Here is a 17,284-nt window from a genome sequence, read left to right as displayed (position 1 = left end):
TTTCACAACACAACCAGGACCTTCAACTCCCGAGCCCCGGCCAGGCCAGCCGCCGGCTCGATGTCCTCGCCTGACCGACTCGCCAGCCGGACGGCTCAGTCCCAGTGCCCAGCCGACCACCGACCCAGTCCCCCGCCCGACCAGGCACCGACTCACTGCCCGCGCTCAGCCGACCGCCGGCTCAGTTGACCACGATGCCCGCAGGTACCTCCGTGTCGTTCTTGAGCGCGTCGAACAGCTGCTGCGATTTGCTCTTGTCCCAGTGCTCGGCCGAACCGCTGGTCACCGGGACCGTGGTGGTGGTGACCCCGCCGTCGGAGATGCCGCGCATGGCGATGGCCAGGCCGACCAGGTTGTGCAGGTGGTCTCCGCTGTCCATGGTGAGCGCGTCGGGGGCCGAGGACAGCAGCGGGAAGAAGTCGAACGGGTTGAGCAGCGTGCCGGGGCTGGCGATCTGGCTGACCAGCGCGCCGATGAACTTGCGCTGGTTGGCCACCCGGTCCAGATCCGAACGCGGGGTCGCGCTGCTGTGCCGCATCCGGACGAAGCCGAGTGCCTGGCGTCCGTCGAGCTGCTGGCAGCCCGCCTTGATGGCGATGCCGGTCATCTCGTCGTTCATGTCCTTGTCGATGCACATGTCGACCCCGCCGATCGCGTCGACGATGTTCGCGAAGCCGCCGAAGCCGATCTCCGCGTAGTGGTCGATGTGCAGGCCGGTGGCGCCCTCCACGGTCTTCACCAGCAGCTGCGGGCCACCGAGGGTGAACGCCGAGTTGATCTTGCTGGTGCCGTGCCCGGGGATTTTCACCTGGGAGTCGCGCGGCAGCGACAGCAACGTCGGCTTGGCCGAGTTGTCCGGCACGTGCGCGACCATGATCGTGTCGGTGCGCTGGCCGCCCGCGTCGCTCTCGCCGCCGGTGGCCAGGTTCTCCTCCTGCTGGGCGGTCAGCCCGGCGCGGCTGTCGGAACCGACGATCAGCCAGTTCGCCCCGGAGGCGGCGGCCGGGCGGCCGGAGTAGTCGCTCAGCGCGTCCACCCGGTTGATGGAGAACTCCAGGTAGGCCCAGACCCCGCCGAGGAACAGCACGAACACCAGCAGCAGCGTCATCAGGATCCGGCCGACGCCCCACCGGCGGCGCCGGCGCGGCCGCGAGGCCCCGGCGGGCCGGTCGGGCGGGCCCTGGTACGGCGGCGGGGGCGGCTCGCCCGGCGACTGCCCAGGCCGGCCTATCGGCGGGGTACGGCCGTCGTACGGGCTGGGGGCACGCCCCGGCAGCGGCATCATCTGGGCGCGCTGCCGCGGCTGCTGGCCGCCGGGCCGCGGTGGCCGAGGTGGTGGCATCCGCCGCCGGCCGTCGTCGCCTCCGTACGTCATCGGTCGATCACCCGTTCCCCGAATCCGGTGGTCCTGTGCGGCCCAGTGAACCGCACGACGCCATCACAGAGACGTGCGGTACCCGGGACTGGTTGCGCCGGTGGGGAACGGGCAGGTCAGCGCGGGTCGGCGAAACCGAACTGGTGCACCTTGAGGTGCCCGGCCCGGAAACCCGCCTCGGAGTAGGCGAGGTAGAACTCCCACATCCGCCGGAACACGTCGTCGAAGCCGAACCCGCGGATGTCCTCCCAGCGCGACTGGAACCGGTCCCGCCACAGCTTCAGCGTGCGGGCGTAATCCTGGCCGAACTCGCGCATCCCCGCCAGCTTCAGCCGGGTGTTGTCGCGCATGCCCTCCTCGATCACGCGGACCGACGGGATGATGCCGCCGGGGAAGATGTACTTGTGGATCCAGCTGTAGGACCGCGCCGAGGCCACCATCCGCTCGTGGTCCATGGTGATCGCCTGCAGCCCGAACCGGCCGCCCGGACGCAGCCGCCCGCCGACGGTGCCGAAGAAGGCGGGCCAGTAGGCCGCGCCGACCGCCTCGATCATCTCCACGCTCACCACCGCGTCGTACTCGCCGGTGGCCTCTCGGTAGTCGCACAGCCGCACGTCGACCCGGTCGGCGAAGCCCGCTTCGGCGATCCGCGCGTCGGCAAGCACTTTCTGCTCGCGCGAGATGGTCAGCGAGGTGACTCGCGCCCCGCGCGCGGCCGCCCGGATGGACAGCTCGCCCCAGCCGGTGCCGATCTCCAGCACCTCGCTGCCCTCGCGCACCCCGGCGTAGTCGAGCACGCTGTCGAGCTTGCGGTGCTGCGCGGCGGTGAGCGTGTCCCCGGGGCCGAACAGCGCCGAGGAGTACATCATCGACTCGTCGAGGAACGCGCTGAACAAGTCGTTCGACAGGTCGTAGTGCCGGTGGATGTTGGCCCGGGAGCCCTCGATGGTGTTCTCCTCGGCGGCGGGCTGGGTGCGCTCGGCCAGCCGGCGGAACCGCTGCAGGAACGGCGGCACGATGGTGGCCATCCGCTCCGCGAACGGGGTCAGCACGCCGGGCAGGTCGTCGGTGGTCCAGTCCCCGACCATGTACGCCTCGCCGAAGCCGATCTTGGCGTCCGCGCCGAGCCGGTGGAAGAACGCGGCCGGCCGCAGGATCCGCATCCGGGGCGCGTCCGGCCCGCCCGCGCCGAGCACCGTGCCGTCCGGGAACGTGACCTGCACGTCCAGCGTCTTCACCGCACGGCGGAACAGCGCCTCCGCGGCCCGTGCCCGCACCGGTGAATGCGGCGGTGCGGCCAGTCCCGGCCAGCGGGATCCGTCCGGCACCGGCGCGTCCTGCGCCGCCGGCCGGTCAACACTTGAGGTGGACAAGACACTCCCTCCGCACGAGCCTTCCGGCCCTCTCCCCATGATATTCCGGGGCCGCGCGGCGCGCGCCCCGTCCCGGCCGTTCATCCGGGCAGCCGGAGCCCTCCGTCGCCCGGCGCGGCCGCGGCCCGCCGGAAGGTCTCGTCCTGCTCCCCGGACCCGGTCAGCTCCCGGGTGAACGCGCACATCAGCCTGGTCCAGACCGCCGGGCGGCGGAGCATCGAATGCCCCTCGCCGGCGATCTCCACCCGGGCCACGCGGGCGGCCACCGGCCGGGCCCGGACGGCGAAGTCGTAGGAGTCCGCGGGCGAGGTCATCCGGTCGCGGGTGCCGTGCACGACCAGCACCGAGCGGTCGCGCACCGGCTCCACCGGCTCGCCGGCCGGAGTCCACGGCGCCAGCGCGCAGACCCCGGTCACCGCGGGATCGTCGGCGATGCGCAGGGCGACCCGCGCGCCCATGGAATGCCCGACCAGCACGATCGGCACGCCGGGGTGCTCGGCGCGGATCCGCGCCAGCGCCCACCGCCCGTCCGGGACCGGGCTCTCGGCCGGCTCGTTCCAGCCGTAGATGCGGTTGCGCAGCAGCCGCACCTCCAGCCCCTGGTCCCGGCCCGCCCGGTGCAGGGCTCTGGCCATCGGGATCATCCGCAGGTAGGCCAGCCGCCACGGCTGGACCTCCGCGGTGCCGTACTCCGCTCCCCCGTGCAGCACGAGTGCCACCGCGCGGGTGCGGCCCCGCGCCCGCCATCGGGCGAGCACCGGCCCCGTCTCCGCCACCAGCCGCCTCCCTTGGTCCGATCGGGCTTCACGGTAATCCACCACGAAGCGTGTCCACGCGATACATTCGGCGCCCGGACCCGCGATGAAGGGCAGGTGTGGTGAGCGCCACGGAGATCTGGAAGAGCACAGCCGCCAAACTCGAGGCCGCGGCCGAGGCCAACGCCGCGCAGCTGAGCGCGGCGGCGGAGCTGCTGCTGGAGGTGATCCGGGCGGACGCGCTGGTGTTCACCGCCGGTGCGGGGCACTCGCTCGCCGCGGTCGCCGAGACCTTCTACCGCGCCGGCGGGCTCGCCTGCGTGTACCCCGTGTACCACCCGGAACTGCTGCCCCTGCACGGTGCGCAGCAGAGCACGAAGACCGAGCGCCGCGGCGGTCTCGCCGAGGAGGTGCTGGCCGAACGCGCCCCCGGCCCGGACGACGTGCTTGTGGTGTTCTCCACCTCCGGGGTGAACCCCTATCCGGTCGAATTGGCCGCGGGCGCCCGCCGCCGCGGTGCCGCGGTGATCGCGGTCACGTCGCGGGCCTGCGTGGCCGCCGCGCCGCGCCGCGCGCCGAGCACGCTCGTCGACGAGGCCAGCGTGGTCCTCGATTCCCTGGTGATCCCGGGCGACGCGAGCCATCCGGCGGACGCGCCGCGCACCGCGCCGCTGTCCACTGTGGTCAACGCGTTCCTGTGGAACCGGATCCTGGCCGAGGTGCTCGACCGGGGGACCGCCGAAGGTCTCGACGTGCCACTGTGGCGCAGCTCCAATGTGGAGGGCGGCGACGAGGCGAACGCGGCGCTCCTGGCCAAGTACATCCCACGGGTGCCCGCGCTGCGCTGAACGCGCCCGCCCCAAGGCTGTGAAGGGGCCCTTCACGGACTCAGAGTCCGTGAAGGGCCCCTTCACGGCCTGTACACCGTCACGCGGCGGTGGACGCTTCGTCGAATTGCGTGTGGTACAGCTCGGCGTAGCGGCCTTCGCGGGCCAGCAGGTCCTCGTGCGTGCCCCGCTCGACGACGGTGCCGTTCTCCACCACCAGGATCAGGTCCGCTTGGCGGACGGTGGACAGCCGGTGCGCGATCACCAGTGCGGTACGGCCGTCCAGGGCGCCGGTGAGCGCCTCGCCCACGGCCGCTTCGGACTCGGAGTCGAGGTGCGCGGTCGCCTCGTCGAGGACGACGACTTTCGGCTCCGCCAGGAGCAGCCGCGCGATCGTGAGCCGCTGCCGTTCGCCGCCGGACAGCCGGTAGCCGCGCTCGCCGACGGTGGTGTCCAGCCCGTCCGGCAGCGAACGCACCAGCTCGGCCAGCCGCGCCTGCTCCAGCGCCGCCCACAGGTCGGCGTCGACCGCGCCGGGGCGGGCGTAGGCCAGGTTGGCGCGGATGGTGTCATGGAACAGGTGCCCGTCCTGGGTCACCACGCCCACCGTCTCGCGCAGCGTGGCGAAACTCAGGTCCTTGACGTCCACTCCGGACAGCCGGACCGCGCCACTGTCCACGTCGTACAGCCGCGGCAGCAGCGAGGAGATCGTCGACTTGCCCGCCCCGGACGGGCCGACCAGCGCCACCATCTGCCCGGCCTCGGCGCGGAAGCTGACGCCGTGCAGCACCTCGTCCCCGCCGCGGCTGTCCACAGTGGCCACGTCCTCCAGCGAGGCAAGGGAGAACCGGTCCGGCGCGGGATAGCCGAAACGGACGTCGTCGAACTCCACCGCGACCCCGCCCGGCGCCAGGCGTTTCGGCGCGGGCGGCTCCTGGATCATCGGCTCCAGGTCCAGCACCTCGAAGACCCGTTCGAAGGAGACCAGCGCGGTCATCACGTCCACCCGGACGTTGGCGAGCGCGGTCAGCGGCGTGTACAGCCGGGTCAGCAGCAGCGCCAGCGCGACCACGGTGCCCGGGGCCAGCCGCCCGGTGAGCGCCAGGTACCCGCCGAGGCCGTAGACCAGGGCCTGCGCCAGCGCGGAGACCAGGGTCAGGCTGGTCATGAACCAGCGGGTCAGCATCGCGGTGCGCACCCCGATGTCGCGAACCCGCCCGGCCCGCACGCCGAACTCGGCCACCTCCTCGCGCGGCCGGCCGAACAGCTTCACCAGGGTGGCCCCCGGCGCGGAGAACCGCTCGGTCATCTGCGTGGTCATGCCCGCGTTCAGCTGCGCGGCCTCGCGCTGCAGGCCGGCCATCCGGCGGCCGAGCCGGCGCGCGGGCAGCACGAACACCGGCAGCAGCACCAGTGCCACGACCGTGACCTGCCAGGACAGCGACACCATCACCACCAGCGACAGCGCCAGCTGGATCACGTTGGTGACCAGGCCGGACAGGGTCGCGGTGAAGGTGCGCTGCGCGCCGATCACGTCGTTGTTCAGCCGGCTCACCAGCGCCCCGGTCCGGGCCCGGGTGAAGAACGCGATGGGCATCCGCTGCATGTGGTCGAACACCGCGACGCGCAGGTCGAGGATGATGCCCTCGCCGATCCGGGCGGACTGCCACCGTTCGGCGAGGCCGAACCCGGCATCGGCCACCGCGAGCCCCGCGATCACCGCGGCCAGCACGAGCACGGGGGTCAGGTCGTGCCCCCGCACGATCGCGTCGACCACCTTGCCGGCGAGCACCGGCGTGGTCACCGCGAGCACCGCGGAGACCACGGTGAGTGCCAGGAAGATCAGCAACGACCGCCAGTGCGGACGGGCGAATCGCGCGACCCGGCGCATGGTCCCCCTGGTCAGGGCCCGCGGCGCGTCGGCGGCCCGCATCGCGGAGCCGAGCAACGCCCAGGTGTTGTCCATCGGAGCCTCCCCAGTCAGGGCACGGTCATGGCCCGGCCAATGCGGGTGTTTCTGCGCAAAACCTCTAGAGTACTGTAACTATTTTCCGGAGATGACCTGCACAACACCCTCCGGTCCGGCATTCTTCCCGAGCGGGCGAGGATCGGCTGCGGCGCACCGGTACGGCCTCGGTAGCCTGTCGCCACGGCCGGCCGCGGCGGAAGGGGAGGAATGCACCTGCTGATGGCCCCTGCCCGCACCACCGGCTCGCCGCACACCCGGGTACTGACCTGGGATCTGGTGTTCTACCTCGGCTGCCTCGTCTTCGCCCTGATCACCGCGTTCGCCTCGGAGTTCTACGGATACCGGATCTGGGGCGCCTTCGCGATCGCGGGCTACGGGATCGCCGCCGCGCACAGCGGCCGGCTGCTGGTCGCCGCGCGGCGATACCGGTATCGGCCGGATGATCCCGGCGGTTCCGGCACACCCCGGCCCGGCAACGACGGCGGGCTCGGCACTTCCGGCAACCTCGGCGGTCTCGGCAGGTTCGGGAACTTCGGCCGGTCCGGCAGGCTCGGCCGGTTCAGCGCGCACCGGCCCGGCTCGCGGTGGCTCGGGATCGGCGCGATCGGGCTGCTGGCCATGCTGTGCCCGCTGGCGGTGCTGGTGATCCGCCGGCTGACCGGAGTGGACTGGCTGATCACCCCGGGCTCCTGGGCCGCGCAGCCCGAGGTGTGGGTGATCGAGCGCAGCGCCACCCTGCTGCTGCAGCACGGAACGCCCTATGTGGACGTCACCGCGCTTAATCGCCCTCCGGAGGTGAACGACTACACGCCCTACGGTCCGGTGATGGCGTTTTTCGGTTTGCCCCGCGCGATTTTCGGCGGCAACCCGGTCACCGACGCACTCACCGACGCGCGGTGGATGTTCGCGCTCGCGGCTGTCGCATGTGTACTCGGCGCGCTGCGGCTGCTGCACCGGCCGCGGATCCCGGTACTGTCCGCGCAACTGGTGCTCGCCTGCCCGCTGACCGCGCTGACCTGGGCGGTGGCCGGGCCGGACCTGGCGATCGCCGGGCTGCTGGTGCTGGCCTGCGCACTCGCGGCCACCGGCCGGGCGGGCTGGTCGGGATTCGTGCTGGCGCTGGTGATCAGCGCGAAACTCATCGTGGCACCGGCGTTCGCGGTGCTCGCGGTGCTGATCCTGGTCCAGGCCGGGAAAACCGCGGGACGCGCCGCGCTCGGCCGGTTCGTGACCACTGTGGCCGGTACGACACTGCTGCTGCATCTGCCGGTGTATCTGGTCGATCCCCGGGCGTTCACCGAGCATGTGCTGCGTTTCCCGCTCGGGATGGGCGTGGTGCACTCCCCGGCGGCGAGCCCGCTGCCCGGGCATCTGCTCGCCGAACTCGGCCCGGCGGGCCGGGTGCTCGCACTGGTCCTGGTCGGCCTCGCGGCCGTGGCGATGCTGGTGTGGCTGGCACGCCGTCCCCCCGCGACCGGATCCGCCGCTCTCGTGCGGATCGCCGTCGGACTCGGCGCCTTGATCCTGCTCACTCCGGCGACCCGGTACGGATACCTGGTCTACCCGGTGATCCTGCTCGGCGCGGCACTCACCTTCCGCGCCGCCGGCCCGCTGCGCCCCCCGCGCAGCGACCTTGGTAGTGCTACTTCTTCTTGACCCTCGTGGCTCCGCCACGCCCCCGCAGCTGAACGCCGGACTCGGACAGAACCCGGTGGACGAACCCGTAGGAACGCCCGGTGGACTCCGCCAGAGCCCGGATGCTCGACCCCTTCTCGTATTTCTTCTTCAGATCCGCGGCCAGCTTGTCACGCGTGTTGCCGGTGATCCGCGCGCCTTTCTTGAGATCAGCCACGTCGATCGCCTTCCCGCCGAGTGGTTGTTCCGGGCCCTACCGGGCCCCTGCCGGGGCAATGATCGAACACTCTGCGCCGGATTGCCAGACGACAGCCGCAATTCTCGCTGAAAAGCGATCACATTGGGCCATTCCAGTGCTCGGGCACCACCGTGCGCAAGCGGGCGGACGCACCGGGTCAGGCAAGTTGCACGAGTTCGAGGTATTCGGCCGACCAGTGGTCCTCGGTGCCGTCCGGCAGCAGGATCACCCGCTCCGGTTCGAGCGCCTCCACCGCGCCCGGATCGTGCGTGACGAGCACGACCGCGCCGGCGAAGCTGCGCAGCGCGTCCAGGACCTGCGCCCGGCTGGCCGGGTCGAGGTTGTTCGTCGGCTCGTCCAGCAGCAGCACGTTGGCCTGGCTGGAGACCAGCCCGGCCAGCGCGAGCCGGGTCTTCTCCCCGCCGGAGAGGGTGCCCGCGGGCTGGTCGAGCTGCTCGCCGGTGAACAGGAACGAGCCGAGCAGGTTCCGCAACTCCTGTGCCCCGGTGTCCGGGGCGAGATGCCGGATGTTTTCCCACACACTCGCATCGTGGTCGAGTGTTTCGTGTTCCTGTGCGTAATATCCCAAACGCAATCCGTGACCCGGTTCGACGGAACCGGTATCCGGAGTTTCCAAACCACTCAGCAAGCGCAGCAAAGTGGTCTTTCCGGCACCGTTCAATCCGAGTACGACGACCTTGGACCCGCGGTCCACGGCAAGATCGACTCCGGTGAAGATCTCCAGCGAGCCGTAGGATTTGGACAGTCCGTCGACGGTCAGCGGGGTGCGCCCGCAGGAGGCGGGTTCGGGGAACTTGATCCGGGCGACCTTGTCCGCCTGCCGGGTCTCGTCGAGGGAGGCCAGCATCTGCTCCGCGCGCCGGGCCATGTTCTTCGCCGCGACCGCCTTGGTGGCCTTAGCGCCGAGCTTGGCGGCCTGCTGCTGCAGCGCGGCGGCCTTCTTCTCGGCGTTGGCCCGCTCCCGGCGGCGGCGCTTCTCGTCGGTGGCGCGGGCGTCGAGGTAGCGCTGCCAGCCCATGTTGTACAGGTCGATCTCGCCGCGCGTCGCGTCGAGGAACCACACCTTGTTCACCACGTCGCCGAGCAGCTCGACGTCGTGACTGATCACCACGAGACCGCCATCGTGCTGCTTGAGGAAGCCGCGCAGCCAGGTGATCGAGTCCGCGTCCAGGTGGTTCGTCGGCTCGTCGAGCAGCAGGATGGTCTCCGATTTGCCCCCGGCGCCCGCTTCCGCCGCGGCGAACAGGATGCGGGCCAGCTCGACCCGGCGCCGCTGCCCGCCCGAAAGCGTGCGCAGCGTCTGCGCCAGCACCCGGTCGGCCAGGCCGAGGTTCGAGCAGATCCGCGCGGCCTCGCTCTCCGCGGCGTATCCGCCGAGCGAGGCGAACCGCTCCTCCAGCCGGGCATAGCGGTTGATCGCCTTGTCCCGCTGCCGCTCGTCGACCAGCTCGGACATCTCGGTCTGCGCCTTCTCCATGTTGCGCAGCAGCGAGTCCAGCCCGCGCGCGGAAAGCACGCGGTCCTTGGCCGTGACCGACAGATCGCCCTCGCGCGGGTCCTGCGGCAGATACCCGAGCTCACCGCTGCGCCGGACGTCGCCGGCGTGCGGTTCGCCCTCGCCGGCGAGCACCTTCAGCGAGGTGGTCTTGCCCGCGCCGTTGCGGCCGACGAGGCCGATGCGGTCGCCGGACTGGATCCGGAGGGTGGCGCCATTGAGCAGGATGCGTGAGCCGGCGCGCAGCTCAAGGCCGGTGGCCGTGATCATGGAGACTCCCGGAGTCGGGGGTGGAAGCGGGCACGACGGCGAAACCCCCGGCACAGCAGGCACCCGGGGCCGCGGCGGCTACTCTCGCTGGATCCGCACGAACTCCTTGACGATCACGAGACCAGTGTACGAGGCGGCGTCGAGGGGTTTTCCCGGCCGTGGCCGGATTCACTTCCGGCCGAGATGCTACGAAGTCCACTTCAGACGCGCCAGACACCAGGGTGTCGGCAAAGTCGGTGTGAGGGGGCGCAGACTGCGGAGGTCTGTGAAGGTCTGTGAAGGGGCCCTTCACAGACTCTGAGTCCGTGAAGGGCCCCTTCACGGACCCGAGACAGGTCCGGCGCATTCACAGACCCGAGACAGGACTGGCGCACACCACGAGGTGGTCGCGCGTCTCGAACACCGCCGCTTCACCCGCAGGCGGGCGCAATCGACGACGATGGCAGGCGCCGTCGATGATGGCGCGGCAGCCACGGCTCTCTCTGCTGATCACGGGGCCTCGACCACCTTTGCCGGGACCCTGCGCCAAACGCCGTGAAGGGACCCTTCACGGACTCAGAGTCCGTGAAGGGTCCCTTCACCACCTTGGCCCCGAAGCACCGAAGCACCGGAGCCCCGGAGCGACGGAGCGACGGCACCGGAGCGCAGAGGCGCTCGGAGAACGACCAAGCCGCTCAGGCGGCCCGCACCGGACCGTTGGTCACCGTCTTGTGCACCGCCGCCGCCTGCCCGGGTGTGACGAACCCGTACACATGCAGGGCGACGCTCCGCAGCGTGCCGCTGTCGCCCGGCGCGGTGTCGAGCACTTTGAACGTCCAGGTGCCCTCAGCCGGGCCGCTCATCTGCGTCAGCGGCTGCGCCGGCCGGTACGTGCCCGTGAACGGTGCGTTGCTGCCGGTCACGGAGCTGAACGGCCGGCTCGCGGAGTCGGCGAACACCACCTGGCACAGGTTCCGCCCACCCCCGCCGGACCGCTGGAACAGCGTCGCCTGCGCGCCCGAGGGCGAGGTCAGCGTGCCGACCAGGTCACCGGCGTAGCTGTGGCTGATGCCCACCGTGGTGGACGCCGGGTCGGTGCTGCAGGTGGTGCCGTCCACCGACAGCGTCACCTTCGAGGCCGCGCCGACCCCGCCGACCACCAGCGGCACCGACGCGCCGACCTGCGAATTGTCCGGAATCGGCAGCGCTGGGCCGGTGTAGGCGAAGGTCTTCGCCTCCTGAGCCGGGGTGCCGATCGGGATTTCGAAGGTGCTGGCGAGCGGTGACAAGGCCCCCGCGAAGGTCACCTTCGCGGTCAGCACCACGGGGGTGCCGAGTGCCTGACCGGCCGGGACCGTGACGGAGAAGTCGTTCACGCCGGTCTGCCCCGGGCTGATCGTGCCGTACGGCTTCGCGCGGGGGGCCACAGTGACTCCTGTGGTCGGAGAGGTCAGCACCACGCTGGTCGACGCCGCCGCGCCGTCACCGGTGTTCTTGACCGGCAGCGTGACCTTCGCCGTGTCCCCCGGCTGCACCGAAGTGCCGCCGTTCGCCGTGGTGACGGTGGGCTGCAGTGCCTGCGCGTAGGGCTGCGGGCTGGCACCGGTGTACTCCAGCACCTTGTCCGCCAGCACCACACCGTTCCCGGTCAGCACGTCCGAACCCGGCGCTTCGAGGTCGACCGCGGTGCGCAGGAAGGCTTCGCGAACGTCCGAAGCGGACAGTCCGGGGTTTCCGGACAGCACGAGGCTGGCGATGGCGGCCGCGTGCGGAGCGGCGGCGGAAGTACCGAAGAACGGGTCGAAGCCGCGCACCGAGGTGCGTACCCCGTCGGCCGCGGTGATCTCCGGCTTGGCCCGGACCTCACCGCCGGTCGAGGACACATTGCCCGGGGTGATCGGCCTGCCGTCGGCCTCGTAGAACATCCGCCGCGGACCGTCGGAGCTGAACCGCTCGGCCTTGCTGGCGCCGGAGTACGCGGCCGGGAACGGACCCTTCGGGTTGGCCGGGTCGCCCGGCTCCAGCGGGCGGCCGAACGCCGGCCCGGCAGGGGCGGCAGCGACGGAGAACGCGGCCCGCGCCGCGCTGTGCCCGGCCGCGACGCCCGGTGTGCTGTAGCCCTTCAGCGCCCCGGCCGTGTCCTTGAACCGGCTGCGGAACGCGGTCAGCGACAGGTAACGGTTCTCGCCGGAGAACTTGACCACGGCCACGCGCAGGCCGGTCCCGCCGAACCGCGGGGTGGCGAGGTGCTCGTACGGATCCTGCGTGCCGTTCTGGGTGTCCTGGCTGAACGAGACGACGTTGCCCGCCCGGTCGAGCAGATACAGGTCGTAGTCGTCGGCGGCCGCGCCGAGCGGATCCGACCAGTGCAGCGTGATCGGGACATTCGCCGAGGAGGCGTCGGAAATCGGTTCGTAGATCTGGGTTCCCGCCGCACCGGCGAAGTTGTGCGCGGTCCCGCGGTACTTGCCCACCGGCACGCCCGAGTCGGCGAAGTCGCCTTCCCAGTGCGCGGCCGTGTTGTCGGCGACGTTGCCGTCGTTGCCCGCCGAGGAGAAATACAGCGCGCCGTCGGCGGTCACGGCGTTCACCGCCTGCGCGATGATCCAGTCCTGGAACGGGGATTCCTTGAAGTAGATGACGTCGTCCACGATCACGTCGCAGTGCGACTCGAAGCGGAGCTTGCGGATGTTGTCCGCGAAGCCGGCATCGGAGTTGAACGCGGTGGCGAAGCCGAGCCGGGCGTTCGGCGCGAGGTCGTGGATGATCTCCAGCATCGCGGTGCCCTCGTCGCCGCTGCCCGCCTGCCCGGCGGGCACGTCGACGCCGGCGGGCAGTTCGCCCTTGGCCTGGGAGACGGCCAGCGAGTCGATCCCGTCGGAGAGCGCGCAGGCCTTCACTCCGGCGCCGGTGACCCCGAATTCGCGACGAGCGGTGTCGGCGTTGTGCGCGCGATCGCCCTCACTGGTGAGGGTCGCCGCACTCTGGTTCGCGAGTGCCTGCTGCAGCGCCCGGCCGATCCGATCGGACTTCTGCTGCTTGGTTTCCGGCTCGGTGTGCACGCCGTCCGCGGAGTTTTCCCGTTGCCGCGCGGTGATCGCCTGATCAGCGGTCTCCACGCGCCGTACGTCGGCGCGCGCGGCGATCGCGGGCAACGCGGAAACCGGCACCTCGGCACGGATGCTCGCGGCGCGGGCGGACACCGTGCGCACCGCGGCCCCGGCCGCCTGCAGGTCGTGCACCAGGCCGTCGCTCACCTTCGTGACGCGAAGGTCGACCAGCGCGGTGGCTCCGGCCGCCACGACACCCGGCACGGCCGACTGGCTCAGCGCGTTGCTCCGCAGCTTCTGCGCGACGAGCAACTTACTGTCTAGTTTGGACTCATTCTTGCTGCGATTGTCTTTCACCGCCTGCAACGCGGCGATCTGTTTCTGCGCGGTGGCGGTCAGAGAGTCCGGTGTGGACGATTCTGCGGCACTCGCCCCCGGTGGAGCGGCCAGCCCGGCCGCGGCGAGTACCGCGACGGCGGCGGAAAGCACCGCCGCCCGTCTTCTCCCGATCGCTGATCCTGTCGTGGCTTTCGTGGAACGGCTTCGACGCACATGCGCCTCCGAATCTCGCACCGCGTGCCCCGACTCACGCTGCCAACGCCGGTGAACACCGGCTGCGTCCCAGCTAAGGGTCCGGGCACCGCGCGAAAAATCAGCCGTTGGAGTGACGAACGGGAGAACTCTCCCCAAATCCACCGGAAGTCGTGCGCCGTTCGGCCGAACCGCTCGCGGGAACCTTCAGCGCACAGGGAATGCGGCGCACCGGAACCTGGGGCGCGCAGGAACCTTCAGGGCATGGGGGCGCTTCAGAGCACGAACGAATCCGACCACGGCTGCCCGGACCGGCCGGACAGCGCGTCGAGCAGGGTCACGGCCTGCTTGTCGGTCAGCGAAGCGATGAAGTCGACCACCGCGCGGCCGCGGGCCAGCCCCTGCACCGCGTCCGGGCCCTCGACCCGTTCCCCGGTCGCGCCGATCAGCAATTCCGGTGCGGTACGGGCGATCCCGGCGTACTCCTCGTGCGCCAGCTCGACCAGATCGTGCAGCCGGCGGGGCAGCCGGGACAGCTCGTCGCGGTCGAGCAGCCAGCTCTCCAGCGCGTCCGCCAGGGTGGTCACCAGGCCGGCCTGGCCACGCTGGTGCAACGCGAGATCCGGGCGCAGCAACACGAACCGGCGGTGCACGAACTTGAGTACCTGCACCTCGTGCCACTGCGCGGGGCGCAGCGACAGGTGCCCGGACCGGGTGGAGGGCGAGGACAGCAGGAAAACCCCGTTGACCAGCCGGGAACTCCAGCTCGCGGAGAACGCCGCCGTGGCCTGTTCGGCTTCGGTGGAGCCGTCGAACCCGGTGTCCAGCAGGCCGTCCACCAGTTCGTGGCGGACCCGGGCGACGGCCTCGGTGAACGCCTCGTCGTCCACGATCCAGCCGTCCTTGAGGTGCATCCGGCGGCGCAGCTGCTCCAGCGAACGGCCCGGCCGGCGCAGCTCGGCGGCGAGCCCGGCGTCGGACAGCGCGGCCAGCTCCGCCGCGTGCGCGAGCCACTCCCCCAGCTCGGCGGCCACCGGGGCGTGCTGCAGCACGCCGATCCGGTGGAAGTCCTGCAGATCGTGGATCGCGTAGGCGATGTCGTCGGCAGTGTCCATTACGGACGCTTCGACGGTCTGCTGCCACGGCTCGATCCGCCCGGCGAACGGGGCGCGGGCCTGCGCGAAGTCGTCGAGTTCGGTGACGTAGGCGGAGAACTTGCTCGAGCCGGTACCCGGCGCGTCGTCCGGCTCGGCGGCGCCGCGGGGCGGCTGGGGTATCGCCGACGGGTGCGGCTGCGGGATGTGCAGCCGTGCCCACGGGTATTTGAGCACCGCGGCCCGCACCGCGGTGGTCAGATCGAGCCCGATCGCGGACGGCCCGCGCACGTCGGTGGTGGTCAGGATGCGGAAGGTCTGGGCGTTGCCCTCGAACCCGTCGGCCAGGCCGAACCGGTGCCGGGCGAGCCGGTCCAGCGTCTGCTCGCCGAGGTGGCCGAACGGCGGATGCCCGAGGTCGTGGGCCAGCGCCGCGGCCTCGCACGCGTCCGGATCGCAGCCGCCGAGCTTGGTGGCCAGCTCCGCGGACTCGCTCGCGCCGATGATCCGCTCCGCGATCGCGCGGGCGACCTGGGCGACCTTCAGGCTGTGCGTGAGCCGGTTGTGCAGCAGCCCGGAATCGCCCGCGCTGACCACCTGCGTTACCCCGCCGAGGCGGGCGAAGAACGGCGAGGCGGTGATCCGGTCGCGGTCCACGCGGAACGGGCCGGCCGCCAGGTCGGTGAACCCACCGGCCGAGCCCGCCGGGTCGCGGCGGGCGGCCCTCGGGTCGATCTCGTGCATGCAGTCCACCGTATCGGCCCGTACCCGCTCCGTGCGGCAGGATCGGAGCATGACCGACGTGCTGGTGGCGGGAGGCGGCCCCGCCGGACGAGCCCTCGCCCGCGCGTGCGCCCGGCGGGGGCTGGCAACCACCTTGGTCGACCCGTCCCCGCACCGCCCGTGGCAGGCGACGTACGGACTGTGGTCGGACGAAGTGCCCGGCCTGCCCGCCACCGCGATCGCCGCTGCCCCGGCCAGGACCGTCGCCTACGGCACCCGCGAGCACCACCTGGACCGCGACTACCTGGTCCTGGCGAACGACGGCCTCCGAAACTGGCTTACCGCCCCCGAAGTGACGATCCTGACCGGCCGTGTGATCACCGCCGACCACGGCCCGCACGGCTCGACGGTGCTGCTCGCCGACGGCCGCCGTCTGACCGCGGCCGTGGTCGTCGACGCGACGGGCGCCGCCAGGACCCTGTCCGGTGGGCGGCCCCGCGGGCCACGGGCGGAGCAGACCGCGTACGGCCTGGTCATCCCGGCGGAGTCGGCTGAACGCCTGATACCGGACGCTGCGGATACGGCGGTGTTCATGGACTGGCGGAATGATCCCGAGTTGGGTCGTCAGGCGCTCTCAGCCGGGTGGGGTGGGGCCGGGCAGGGTGCCGTTGCCGATGCCGATGCCGCGGCGAGTCCGCTCGGCGCGTACGCGCAGGATCGCCCCGAGGTCGTCGAACGTGGCGGAGCGCCAGCGGCTCAGCCCGAGGTAGAGCGGCCCACCGACCCGTCCGGCGGCACCGATCGCCCCGGACCGCCGACCCGGGCGGATCCACCGGACGCCACCGGCGGACATGACGTCGCACCGACCCGGCCTGGCACCGCCCGGCTGCTGCCGGATCTTTCCGGCGGCGACCGCCACGCGACCATGCCCGATCAGCCCGGCATGACCGGCCACGCTCCGTCCTCTGACCGGACTCACGGCGGCCACCGCACAACCCCGCCGGATTCCGCCGACTCGCCCGAAACTGCCCACCACCGCACAACCCCGCCGAACCGGTTCCGCGGCACCGACCATGCGACTCCAGCTGACCCCATCGATGACCACGGCGTCGTAGCCGACCCGCCCGGCACGACCCACCACAAAGGAACCTCGCCGGCCGCCACCCACCACCCCACAACCCCCGGCCATCCGAACCCGCCCGACCTCACCCACCACGACGTGGTCTCCGACACACCCCCACCCGTCAACCGCGCCACCGGTCCTCGCGGGACATCCGCCGGAGCCGGTCCCCGCCACGGCGCCCTCCCCGGTCCCGATGCGGCTTTTTGTTATTTTCTCCCGCGCGGTGACGGTTCCGTGCTCGTGGAGGAGACCTCGCTGGCCCGCCGCCCCGGGGTGCCTGCCGGGGAGCTGGCCGCGCGGCTGCGGGCGCGGCTGGCGGCCTGCGGGGTGCCTGCCGAGGGCCGTGCGGAGCGGGTGCGGATCGTGCTCGACCTGCCGATGTCCGGGCGGGGGCGGGTGGTGCCGTTCGGGGTCGCGGGCGGGTTCGTGCATCCGGCGACCGGGTACAGCCTCGCCACGGCGCTACGGCTGGCTCCGGTAGTGGCGGGGGCGATCGCCGGAGCGTTCGACGCGGGGCCTGCCGCGGCCGCGCGGGCCGCGCACCGGGCACTGTGGACAGTCGAGGCGCGAGCGGTGCATGTGTTGCGGCGTCACGGTTTGCGTGCGTTGCTCGGCATGTCCCCGGATCAGCTCGCCGGGTTCTTCGAGCTCTTCTTCTCGCTGCCGCCCGCGATGCAGCGGGCGTTCACGTCCGGACGGGACGATCTTCCGGGTACCGCGGGCGCGATGGGCAGGGTGTTCCGTACCGCGTCGCCGAGGCTGCGGTGGCACCTGCTAGGCTGAGCACTGCGAGGAATTTTCCCACTTTCGGGTGGTGTAAGCAGAG

11 protein-coding genes are annotated in these 17,284 nt (G+C 71.6%); 3 read left to right on the top strand and 8 right to left on the bottom strand.

Annotated elements, in window-relative coordinates; genetic code table 11:
* Positions 1-181: 181 nt before the first annotated feature.
* From ATK36_RS01175 to ATK36_RS01165, 3 genes are all read right to left on the bottom strand, one after another.
* Positions 182-1,375, bottom strand: coding sequence for an LCP family protein (locus ATK36_RS01175; RefSeq protein WP_098509439.1), 1,194 nt, complete (start codon positions 1,373-1,375; stop codon positions 182-184).
* A 116-nt stretch (positions 1,376-1,491) separates the two neighbouring features.
* A complete protein-coding gene (locus ATK36_RS01170) occupies positions 1,492-2,748 on the bottom strand; it encodes an SAM-dependent methyltransferase (protein ID WP_211291755.1) in 1,257 nt (418 codons plus the stop codon).
* Between the two features lie 80 nt (positions 2,749-2,828).
* Positions 2,829-3,524 (bottom strand): alpha/beta hydrolase, encoded by a 696-nt coding sequence (locus ATK36_RS01165; RefSeq protein WP_098509437.1) that lies wholly within the window; start codon positions 3,522-3,524, stop codon positions 2,829-2,831.
* Between the two features lie 98 nt (positions 3,525-3,622).
* On the opposite strand from ATK36_RS01165, the gene ATK36_RS01160 reads away from it, so the two are divergent.
* The gene (locus tag ATK36_RS01160; RefSeq protein ID WP_098509436.1) at positions 3,623-4,351 is read left to right on the top strand and encodes a sugar isomerase domain-containing protein; all 729 of its coding nucleotides are present in this window, start codon (positions 3,623-3,625) and stop codon (positions 4,349-4,351) included.
* Positions 4,352-4,430: 79 nt separating this feature from the next.
* Here ATK36_RS01160 and ATK36_RS01155 read toward each other — a convergent pair whose 3' ends face one another.
* Positions 4,431-6,296, bottom strand: coding sequence for an ABC transporter ATP-binding protein (locus tag ATK36_RS01155; RefSeq protein ID WP_098509435.1), 1,866 nt, complete (start codon positions 6,294-6,296; stop codon positions 4,431-4,433).
* 210 nt (positions 6,297-6,506) lie between these two features.
* Between ATK36_RS01155 and ATK36_RS01150 the strand changes: the two genes are divergently transcribed.
* Positions 6,507-7,955 carry a glycosyltransferase 87 family protein gene (locus tag ATK36_RS01150; RefSeq protein WP_245914134.1) on the top strand — a complete coding sequence of 483 codons (1,449 nt, stop codon included), beginning with the start codon at positions 6,507-6,509 and terminating at the stop codon, positions 7,953-7,955.
* Here the strand turns inward: ATK36_RS01150 and ATK36_RS01145 are convergent.
* The 4 genes from ATK36_RS01145 to ATK36_RS01130 all read right to left on the bottom strand — a co-directional run bounded on the left by ATK36_RS01145 (position 7,942) and on the right by ATK36_RS01130 (position 15,356).
* Positions 7,942-8,151: a helix-turn-helix domain-containing protein gene (locus ATK36_RS01145; RefSeq protein ID WP_003071237.1), complete on the bottom strand. Its 210-nt coding sequence runs from the start codon at positions 8,149-8,151 to the stop codon at positions 7,942-7,944. The two genes, ATK36_RS01150 and ATK36_RS01145, sit on opposite strands and share 14 nt — an antisense overlap.
* Before the next feature lie 178 nt (positions 8,152-8,329).
* Positions 8,330-9,958 (bottom strand): ABC-F family ATP-binding cassette domain-containing protein, encoded by a 1,629-nt coding sequence (locus ATK36_RS01140; RefSeq protein ID WP_098509434.1) that lies wholly within the window; start codon positions 9,956-9,958, stop codon positions 8,330-8,332.
* Between the two features lie 674 nt (positions 9,959-10,632).
* Complete coding sequence (locus ATK36_RS01135) at positions 10,633-13,476, bottom strand: S8 family serine peptidase (RefSeq protein WP_098509433.1); 2,844 nt, start codon at positions 13,474-13,476, stop codon at positions 10,633-10,635.
* 317 nt (positions 13,477-13,793) lie between these two features.
* Positions 13,794-15,356, bottom strand: coding sequence for a deoxyguanosinetriphosphate triphosphohydrolase family protein (locus tag ATK36_RS01130; protein WP_098509432.1), 1,563 nt, complete (start codon positions 15,354-15,356; stop codon positions 13,794-13,796).
* Between the two features lie 49 nt (positions 15,357-15,405).
* Between ATK36_RS01130 and ATK36_RS33135 the strand changes: the two genes are divergently transcribed.
* A complete protein-coding gene (locus ATK36_RS33135) occupies positions 15,406-17,241 on the top strand; it encodes a lycopene cyclase family protein (RefSeq protein ID WP_245914132.1) in 1,836 nt (611 codons plus the stop codon).
* Positions 17,242-17,284: the final 43 nt, after the last annotated feature.

Origin of the sequence: Amycolatopsis sulphurea (assembly GCF_002564045.1) — a bacterium.
Taxonomy (GTDB): domain Bacteria; phylum Actinomycetota; class Actinomycetes; order Mycobacteriales; family Pseudonocardiaceae; genus Amycolatopsis; species Amycolatopsis sulphurea.
The sequence above is the reverse complement of the archived record's forward strand: the minus strand, read 5'-3'. Positions and strand labels throughout refer to the sequence as shown.